Origin of the sequence: Nocardioides sp., assembly GCF_024509035.1 — a bacterium.
Lineage (GTDB): Bacteria > Actinomycetota > Actinomycetes > Propionibacteriales > Nocardioidaceae > Nocardioides.
In genome coordinates, this window is the sequence record NZ_JANINT010000115.1 from 1 (window position 1) to 7,256 (window position 7,256).

Sequence of the window (7,256 nt, forward strand, 5' to 3'; positions counted from 1 at the left end):
GATCGTGCCCCAGGCGCGCTCGTACTGGGCGCGCTTCTTGGACAGGATCAGGCGGCCTTCCTTGTCCTCCTTCTGGAGGACCAGGGCCTCGACCTTGTCACCCACGGAAACGACCTCGGACGGGTCGACGTCGTGCTTGATCGAGAGCTCGCGGGAGGGGATGACACCCTCGGTCTTGTAACCGATGTCGAGCAGGACCTCGTCCCGGTCGACCTTGACGATGGTGCCATCCACGATGTCACCGTCGTTGAAGTACTTGATGGTCGCGTCGATCGCCGCGAGGAAGTCCTCTTCAGAACCGATGTCGTTGATCGCGACCTGAGGCGCGTCGTAATCGGGAAGAGTCGAGATGGTGCTCGTCATAAGGGAGGTTGTTCCTTGGGTGGATAGAAGTCGTGCGGACACGGCGAAGGTCGTTTTCACCAGCCACGAGATGGATAGCGAGCACGGTCCGCTCCGTCTGGGACGCGGGCAGACCTCCGGCGCACCCTGAAGACTACGCGGCGCTCATGAAGTACGTCCAACCCACGACCGCTCGCCGGCCCGGGCTAGGCTCCCCCGTGTGGAGAACCATCCTCCGGTGCGGGTGGAGCGTCGCCCGGTCACCGAGGACGAGTCCCGCCGGGCCAACGGGCCCGACTGGGACCGTTACGCCGATGAGTACCAGTCCACCCACGGGGAGTTCCTCGGCGACATCGGGTTCGTCTGGGGCCCCGAGGGTCTGACCGAGGCCGAGGCCGGCGTGCTCGGCGACGTCGCGGGCCGCGACGTCCTCGAGGTCGGCTCCGGCGCCGGTCAGTGCTCCCGGTGGGTGCGCAGCCAGGGCGGGCGGGCGTACGGGCTCGACCTGTCCTTCCGCCAGCTCCAGCACTCGCGGCGCATCGACCAGGACACCGGGGTCGTCGTGCCGTCGGTGCTCGGCACCGCCACCGCACTGCCCTTCGCCGACGACTCCTTCGACGTCGTCTTCTGCTCCTTCGGGGCCCTGCAGTTCGTCAGCGACATCGCCGACGCGGTCGCCGAGACCGCGCGGGTGCTGCGCCCCCGCGGTCGCTACGCGTTCTCGATCACCCACCCGACGCGCTGGATGTTCCCCGACGACCCCAGCGAGGCGGGCCTGGTGGCGAGCCAGTCCTACTGGGACCGCACGCCGTACGTCGAGGTCGACGACGCCACCGGCCGGGTGTCCTACGTGGAGCACCACCGCACGCTCGGCGACTGGGTCGGGCTGCTGGCCGGCCACGGGTTCGTGATCACCGACCTGCTCGAGCCCGAGTGGCCCGAGCACCACGACCGGGTGTGGGGCGGATGGTCCGCGACCCGGGGGCAGTACACCCCCGGGACCGCGATCTTCGGCGCCCGGCTGGGCTGACCCGGGCCGAGCCCAGGTCCGGTCAGGTGGTGACGCGGGCCCGCTCAGGCGCTAGCGCGACCTGCTCGCCGCGGCGGCGCCGAGCAGTGAGGAGCAGCGCGGCCCCCGCGAGGAGGCACAGCGCGCCGCCGGCGAACCCGACGATCGGCATCCACAGGGTGATCGCGTCGAGCAGCCGGATGTTGGCCCGGGCGTCGGCGGCGAACTGGTCGATCTGCTCCTGGGTGAAGCCGATCTTGAGGTCGAGCACCTGCATGCCGTCGGCGAGGTAGCGCTGCTGGTCCTGCGTCTGCTGCTGGATCGCCCCGGTCTTGGGCTCGACCCAGACCTCGATCTTGTTGTCGTAGGTGCCGTCGACGCCCTCGGCGATCTCGATCGGCTCGTCGCTGATCGTGACCTCGTAGACGTAGCAGTCGATGCCCTCGAGGGAGTCCTCGCGCACGTACTTCGCCTCGACCGCGTGGCCGGCGGTGCCGTCCCACATCGGGTAGGTCTTCTTCTCGGCGTCGAAGGGCCACTTGTTCATCAGGCCCTCGTGCGGCACGGCGTCGGCCGGCAGGTTGTCGGTGTCGTTGACGGCCAGGCCGCTCACGCGGTCGGTCGCGAACACGTCGGTGCTCGCGTCGACCAGGCGCGGGTCGTCGCCGTCGACGCAGTTGGGGGCGTTGTCGATGTCCATGACCACGCAGGTCGTCTGGACCCAGCTCGCGGTCTTGCCGTCGGAGGCGTTGGAGTCGGTCTTGGTGATGCTCTCCACCTTGACCGGGACCGGCTCGGACGGGAACTCACCCGTGGCCGGGTCGAGCTTGCGCACCGTGCCCTCGAGGTGCGTCACCTGATCGACGTCCAGCGGCGTCTTCTTGACCACGCCCGGAGCCCACACGGTGGCCAACACGCCCGCGACGAGCAGGAAGGTCCCCACCCCGAGCATGACCAGGCCGAACCACTTACGCTTCACGTCCCCTCCCAAGGATGGTGCGATTCGGTGCACCGTAGCAGTACTCACGGGTAGAAATGCGACGTCCGTCACACTTGTGACGAAATTGGTCCCCGGCCGTCGGGATAGGGTCCTCTGCCATGACAGACGGCGCCGCGGGCGCAGATCTCCCGGCGATCTACCGCAACCGTTTCGACGAGCGCGAGCTCGCCGCCAAGCGCGTCTTGTGGGCGGTCCTGGTCTCGCAGGTCTTCCAGCGCTACGTGCCCCGGGACGGGACGGTCGTCGACCTGGGCGCGGGCAGCTGCGAGTTCGTCAACGTCGTCGAGGCACGCCGACGGATCGCCGTGGACCTCAACCCCGACACCGCGTCCCACGCCGCGAGCGGCGTCAAGGTGCTGACCACGCGCTCCGACCAGATGGACGCCCTGCCCGATGCGTGCGTCGACACGGTGTTCACCTCGAACTTCTTCGAGCACCTCCCCACCAAGGCCGACCTGATGGCGACGCTGCGCGAGTGCCACCGGGTGACCCGCCCGGGAGGGCAGCTGGTCGTGCTGATGCCCAACATCCGGCACCTGCCAGGTCGCTACTGGGACTACCTCGACCACCATCTGCCGTTGACCGACCTCAGCGTCGCCGAAGCCCTCGAGCTCTCCGGCTTCGAGGTGGAGCGCCGGGTGGGCAGGTTCTTGCCGTACACCGTCAAGGACGCCCGTTTCCCCGTGCGGCCCTTCATGGTGAAGGCCTACCTCCGCTGCCGGCCGGCCTGGCGGGTCCTGGGCAAGCAGATGCTGGTCGTCGGCCGCCGGCGCTGAGGCGGGAGACGCTCAGATCAGCCCGTCGGCCATCGCCTGCGCGACCCACGGGATCACCACGTCCAGCATCTGGTCGAGGGACGTCTCGGCCCGGAAGCCGAGCACCTCCTCGGCCTTGGTGACGTCGGGGACGCGACGTTGGACGTCGTGCTCGAACGGCTCGTCGCTCACGACCGAGAACGGCCGGTCCGGCCCGTGCACCTTGCGCCAGATGACCTCGGCCAGCTCGAGCACCGTGGTCGACTGCGCGGTCGACAGGTTGAAGTCGTCGTTGAGCGCTCGCTCGGACTCCATGGCGACGACGATGCCGCGAGCGAGGTCCTCGCCGTAGGTGTAGTGGCGCACCTGCTGTCCGTCGCCGAGCACGTGCAGCGGGTCCTGGCCCTTGAGCACCTTCTGGATCAGATCGGGCACGACGTGGCTCATGGCCAGCTTGATGTTGCCGCTCGGGATCTCGACGTCGCCGAGCGCGCGGCCCTCCCCCACCCCGACGCAGTTGAACGGGCGCACGATCGTGAACGGGACGCGGTACTGGTCCCAGGCGGCCCGCGCGAAGTACTCGACCGCCAGCTTCTGGAAACCGTAGGACGACAGCGGCGGCGGGACCACGCGCTCGTCGCCCTCCCGGGAGGGCCAGCGGTCGGTCGACTCGAACACCATCGACGAGCTGAGGTAGGTCACCTTGCGCAGCCGGCCTCCCTGCATGGCCCGGATCGCGGTGTCGCACGTGGCCGCGATGATCCGCTCGTTGGTTGCGAGCAGGTCGTAGGGGTAGGTGTGGAAGTAGGAGATGCCGCCGATCAGGGCCGCTCCGGCGATCAGGTGGTCGCAGTCGGCCACCAGCTCGGCCATGAGGTCGAGGTCGCGCACGTCGCCCTCGACGAAGCGGTACGCCGGGTGGTCGTCGTAGGACTTCGTCACCGGGCCGTACTTGGAGTAGTTGTCGATGCCGGTCACGGCGTAGCCGCGACGGAGGAGCTCCTCCACGACGTATCCGCCGATGAACCCCGCCGATCCGGTGACCAGCACCCGCTGGCCCGATCCCTCGGTCACGGACGTCCCTTCCTGTCGTTGCGCGCAGCGATTCTCGCACCCTCGGCGCGCACCTGCTCCACCGTGAGCTGGGGCCCGAAGGCGAAGCGGTACCAACGCAGGTACTTGGGGATCCAGCCCTTGAGGTCGAAGGTCGACTCCCCGACCGTGCGGTCGAGCCAGATGGTCGGCAGCTCGGCGACGGGACGCCGCAGGCGCCGTGCCTTGGCGGTCAGCTCGAGGCCGATCTCGAACCCGCTGCGGCTGTCGATGCCGACCTCACGGACGAAGTCGGTGGCGAACGCCTTGAAGCTGTTGGTGGCGTCGTCGGTGCCGACCCGGGCGAAGGTGCCGAGCGTGCGCCCGGCGGTGCGCGAGAGCATGCCCTTGAGGACGGGGCCGCCGACCTGCTGACCCCCGGGCGAGTAGCGGGAGGCCGCCGCGACGACCACGCCCCGCTCGACGAGGCGGCAGAGCGGGTCGATCATCCGCGGGTCGTCGCTCCCGTCCGCCATCGTCACGACGACGACCGGGTGCCGGGCCGCGTCGATGCCGAACCGGATGGCGTTGGCCGGCCCGCGTCCGTAGGTGTTGACGAGCGTGCGCACCCGCTGGTCGTCCGGCACGTGCTCGCGGACCGCGGCGACGGTCGGATCGGCCGGGTCGTCGACCACGACGAGGATCTCGAAGTCGAGCGTGATGGCGTCGATCAACCGGTCGAGGACCCGCCCGATGCCCTCCTGCTCGTGGTAGGCGGGGACGATGACGGACACCGCCGTGGGCGTCACAGGGCCGACCCCGCTCCGAGCAGGTTCCACACGTCGACGACCGGGACCGCCGGGTCGAGCTCCTGGTAGGCCGCGTGCGGAGCACCGATGACGAGCAGGTCCGCCTCGGCCAGGACCTGCTCGAGCGGCACCAGGTCGGGGTCGTCGGTGACGTAGGGGTCGGTGGTCAGCACGGCCTCGGCGCGGAAGGACAGCACCCGCTTGAGCCGGTAGGAGAGGCTGGAGCGCCGGTCGTCGCTCTCGGCCTTGAACGCCATCCCGAGGATGCCGACGGTGAGCGAGGGAAGGTCATGGCGCTCCTCGATCCGGCGGACGAGGTAGTCGGGCAGGCCCTCGTTGACGAGCATCGCGGAGTGTCCCAGCGCGAACGACCCGCCGGTGACGGAGGCGAGCTGCATGGTGTCCTTGAACAGGCAGGGCCCGGCCGCGAAGCCGGCGCCGGGCAGGTCGGCCGACCGCGGGTAGTCGGTCATCATCGCCGCTCGGATCCGGGCGAAGTCCAGCCCCAGGTCGTTGGCGATCATGTAGTACTGGTTGGCCGCCGCGAACTTGATGTAGCGCCAGGAGTTCGTGAACAGCTTCGCGAGCTCCGCCTCCTCCGGCGCCAGCTCGATGACGGTGTCGGTGAGCTTGCCGAACAGGGCGGCCGCCCGCTGCATGGGTCGGTCGCTGCGGGCGGCCACGAGCTGGGGCAGCGAGAACAGCTCGGTCATCGCCCGTCCCTCGGCGATGCGCTCGGGGCAGAACGCGAGGTCGACCTCGACGCCGTTGCGGTCGAGCAGCTGCTCGACGCGTCGCGTGACCCCGGGGAAGACGGTGCTCCGGAGCACGACGAGCTGCCCCGGCACCAGCACGTCCTCGAGCTCGCCCACCACGCGCGGGACGACCTCGGGGTCGGGGCTGAGGTACTGGTCGACGGGCGTGCCGACGACGATCACCACGTGCTCGGCCCGCCGGACGACGTCGCGCGAGGTCGTCGCGACCAGGCGGTCGGACGCGAGCGCGTCGGCCAGCGGCGCGTCGACCCCGGGCTCGAGGAACGGCGCGCGACCGGCTGCGATCGTGTCCACCGCGGAGGCGTTGATGTCGTAGATCGCGACCCGCAGGCCCCGGGAGGCGAAGGCGACGGCCAGCGGGAACCCGACATGTCCCCCGCCGCCGACGATGCAGACGTCGAAGTCGAACTGATCAGCCACGCTGCTGCTACTCCGTCGGGTCGTCGGGCTCGAGAGGGTTTCGCCCAAACTACCGTCACGGGCGCCCGGTCTGCGCGGTCCTGGGCGCATCGGTGTGGCAGACTCCGCCGCTGAAGGGGCCGCTGGGAGGGCCGCTGGAAGGGCCGCCGAGGAGGCCGCTGAGGGAGGTCGCGTGCGCCAGCTGTTCACCCGGGCCCGCCAGTGGCTCGTGGAGGCTGACCGCTCGGGCCACACGCGAGACCTCGTGCTCAGCGCCGCGGTCGTCCTCGTGGCGATCCAGCTGGGTCTGCGCGCCTGGACGCTGTCCGGCACCTGGTTCCACCAGGACGACTTCAGCCTCATCCTCGACGCCCGCGCGTCCCGCTTCGACGCCGACTACCTGCTCACGCCGTGGAACAACCACCTGATGCCCCTGGGCCGCGCGCTCGCCTGGGCGGTGGCCGAGCTCGGCCCACTCGACTGGGGCCTTGCGCTGGCCAGCACGCTGGTCATCCAGGCGCTCGCCAGCGTCGCCGCCGTATGGATGCTCGTCACGCTGTTCGGGCGCCGGCCCGGCATCCTGGTGCCGCTCTCCCTCTACCTGTTCACTTCGGTCACCGTGCCCGCCACCATGTGGTGGACGGCGTGCCTGAGCCAGCTGTCGATGCAGGTCGGGTTCTTCCTCGCGGTGGGCGCCGGCGTCCGCTACCTGCGCGGACGCCGGCTCGTGTGGGCCGTCGTGGCCTACCTCGGCGTCGTCGTCGGGCTGCTCGGCGACGTGAAGGCACTCCTGATCCTCCCGGTGCTGGGCTACCTCGCGCTGGCCTACTTCACGACCGGCGGACCCGTGCTCCGCCTGGTCCGGCTGGTCCGCCGCTACTGGCCCGCCCTCGTCCTCGGCCTCCCCCTGCTGGCGGCGTACCTGCTCTACTACGGCGGCCACGTGAGCCAGCCCTACGACCCGCCGTCCCTCCGCGCCGCCGGCCGGGCCGTCGAGGCGATGATCGCCACCGGCTTCCCTGCCGGCGCGGTCGGAGGTCCGTGGTCGTGGAGCGGCGAGGGATACGCCGACCCGCCGTCCTGGACGGTCAACCTGGCCTGGGTCGTCATCGTGCTCGTCGTCCTCTACGGCGC

8 protein-coding genes are annotated in these 7,256 nt (G+C 70.2%); 3 read left to right on the forward strand and 5 right to left on the reverse strand.

The features are described from left to right. Nucleotides 1-363: S1 RNA-binding domain-containing protein (locus Q0L15_RS09685; protein WP_296603959.1), on the reverse strand; the 363-nt coding region annotated here is incomplete at its 3' end. 199 nt (nt 364-562) lie between these two features. Here Q0L15_RS09685 and Q0L15_RS09690 point away from each other — a divergent pair. Next, complete coding sequence (locus Q0L15_RS09690; protein ID WP_296603949.1) at nt 563-1,372, forward strand: class I SAM-dependent methyltransferase; 810 nt, start codon at nt 563-565, stop codon at nt 1,370-1,372. A gap of 22 nt (nt 1,373-1,394) precedes the next feature. On the opposite strand, the gene Q0L15_RS09695 is transcribed toward Q0L15_RS09690, so the two are convergent. Continuing rightward, nucleotides 1,395-2,330: a DUF3068 domain-containing protein gene (locus tag Q0L15_RS09695; RefSeq protein ID WP_296603951.1), complete on the reverse strand. Its 936-nt coding sequence runs from the start codon at nt 2,328-2,330 to the stop codon at nt 1,395-1,397. 119 nt (nt 2,331-2,449) lie between these two features. Between Q0L15_RS09695 and Q0L15_RS09700 the strand changes: the two genes are divergently transcribed. Next, the gene (locus Q0L15_RS09700) at nt 2,450-3,127 is read left to right on the forward strand and encodes a class I SAM-dependent methyltransferase (protein ID WP_296603953.1); all 678 of its coding nucleotides are present in this window, start codon (nt 2,450-2,452) and stop codon (nt 3,125-3,127) included. A 12-nt stretch (nt 3,128-3,139) separates the two neighbouring features. On the opposite strand, the gene Q0L15_RS09705 is transcribed toward Q0L15_RS09700, so the two are convergent. Genes Q0L15_RS09705 through Q0L15_RS09715 form a run of 3 tightly spaced genes read right to left on the reverse strand, consistent with a single transcriptional unit; the run spans nt 3,140 to nt 6,143 of the window. Then, entirely contained in the window at nt 3,140-4,180 is a 1,041-nt protein-coding gene (locus Q0L15_RS09705; RefSeq protein WP_296603954.1) for an NAD(P)-dependent oxidoreductase, read from the reverse strand. Continuing rightward, nucleotides 4,177-4,932: a glycosyltransferase family 2 protein gene (locus Q0L15_RS09710; protein ID WP_296603955.1), complete on the reverse strand. Its 756-nt coding sequence runs from the start codon at nt 4,930-4,932 to the stop codon at nt 4,177-4,179. Before Q0L15_RS09710 ends, Q0L15_RS09705 begins: the two co-directional genes overlap by 4 nt. An 11-nt stretch (nt 4,933-4,943) precedes the next feature. Further along, entirely contained in the window at nt 4,944-6,143 is a 1,200-nt protein-coding gene (locus Q0L15_RS09715; protein WP_296603956.1) for a nucleotide sugar dehydrogenase, read from the reverse strand. Between the two features lie 172 nt (nt 6,144-6,315). Between Q0L15_RS09715 and Q0L15_RS09720 the strand changes: the two genes are divergently transcribed. After that, nucleotides 6,316-7,256 (forward strand): hypothetical protein (locus Q0L15_RS09720; RefSeq protein ID WP_296603958.1); only part of this gene is annotated, 941 nt, incomplete at its 3' end.